We start from the raw sequence: 1,639 nt of genomic DNA on the forward strand, positions 1-1,639 counted from the left end.
GAGTTATTTTACCACTCCATATCAGTGATAGAGAAAAGTGAAATGAATAGTTCGACAAAGATCGCATTGGTAATTACGTTACTCGATGCCATGGGGATTGGCCTTATCATGCCAGTCTTGCCAACGTTATTACGTGAATTTATTGCTTCGGAAGATATCGCTAACCACTTTGGCGTATTGCTTGCACTTTATGCGTTAATGCAGGTTATCTTTGCTCCTTGGCTTGGAAAAATGTCTGACCGATTTGGTCGGCGCCCAGTGCTGTTGTTGTCATTAATAGGCGCATCGCTGGATTACTTATTGCTGGCTTTTTCAAGTGCGCTTTGGATGCTGTATTTAGGCCGTTTGCTTTCAGGGATCACAGGAGCTACTGGGGCTGTCGCGGCATCGGTCATTGCCGATACCACCTCAGCTTCTCAACGCGTGAAGTGGTTCGGTTGGTTAGGGGCAAGTTTTGGGCTTGGTTTAATAGTGGGGCCTATTATTGGTGGTTTTGCAGGAGAGATTTCACCGCATAGTCCCTTTTTTATCGCTGCGTTGCTAAATATTGTCACTTTCCTTGTGGTTATGTTTTGGTTCCGTGAAACCAAAAATACACGTGATAATACAGATACCGAAGTAGGGGTTGAGACGCAATCGAATTCGGTATACATCACTTTATTTAAAACGATGCCCATTTTGTTGATTATTTATTTTTCAGCGCAATTGATAGGCCAAATTCCCGCAACGGTGTGGGTGCTATTTACCGAAAATCGTTTTGGATGGAATAGCATGATGGTTGGCTTTTCATTAGCGGGTCTTGGTCTTTTACACTCAGTATTCCAAGCCTTTGTGGCAGGAAGAATAGCCACTAAATGGGGCGAAAAAACGGCAGTACTGCTCGGATTTATTGCAGATAGTAGTGCATTTGCCTTTTTAGCGTTTATATCTGAAGGTTGGTTAGTTTTCCCTGTTTTAATTTTATTGGCTGGTGATGGGATCGCTTTACCTGCATTACAGGGAGTGATGTCTATCCAAACAAAGAGTCATCAGCAAGGTGCTTTACAGGGATTATTGGTGAGCCTTACCAATGCAACCGGTGTTATTGGCCCATTACTGTTTGCTGTTATTTATAATCATTCACTACCAATTTGGGATGGCTGGATTTGGATTATTGGTTTAGCGTTTTACTGTATTATTATCCTGCTATCGATGACCTTCATGTTAACCCCTCAAGCTCAGGGGAGTAAACAGGAGACAAGTGCTTAGTTATTTCGTCACCAAATGATGTTATTCCGCGAAATATAATGACCCTCTTGATAACCCAAGAGGGCATTTTTTACGATAAAGAAGATTTAGCTTCAAATAAAACCTATCTATTTTATTTATCTTTCAAGCTCAATAAAAAGCCGCGGTAAATAGCAATAAATTGGCCTTTTTTATCGGCAAGCTCTTTTAGGTTTTTCGCATGTATTGCGATATGCATAAACCAGCCATTGAGTAAGTTTTTAAGCACATCATCATCATAAGCTTTAAGTTGGTTCTCTTGGATCAATTTGCTGACAATGGCGTTTACCTTACCAGTAATGTATTCAAGGCTAATTTTTTCAAGTTCATTCCAACCAATGATAGGCATCACTTCTTGGATAGGGATAAGGCT

The 1,639-nt window shown here is 40.9% G+C and carries 1 protein-coding gene and 1 pseudogene; one reads left to right on the forward strand and one right to left on the reverse strand.

Annotated elements, in window-relative coordinates:
• The first annotated feature begins 42 nt into the window (after positions 1-42).
• Positions 43-1,248 (forward strand): tetracycline efflux MFS transporter Tet(B), encoded by a 1,206-nt coding sequence (gene tet(B) / locus QZ106_RS10275; RefSeq protein WP_295976712.1) that lies wholly within the window; start codon positions 43-45, stop codon positions 1,246-1,248.
• 112 nt (positions 1,249-1,360) lie between these two features.
• Here tet(B) and QZ106_RS10280 read toward each other — a convergent pair.
• A pseudogene (locus tag QZ106_RS10280) lies at positions 1,361-1,639 on the reverse strand (tetracyline resistance-associated transcriptional repressor TetC); the annotation flags it as partial.

Origin of the sequence: uncultured Aggregatibacter sp. (assembly GCF_901873365.1) — a bacterium.
In the GTDB taxonomy this organism is placed as follows: Bacteria; Pseudomonadota; Gammaproteobacteria; order Enterobacterales; family Pasteurellaceae; genus Aggregatibacter.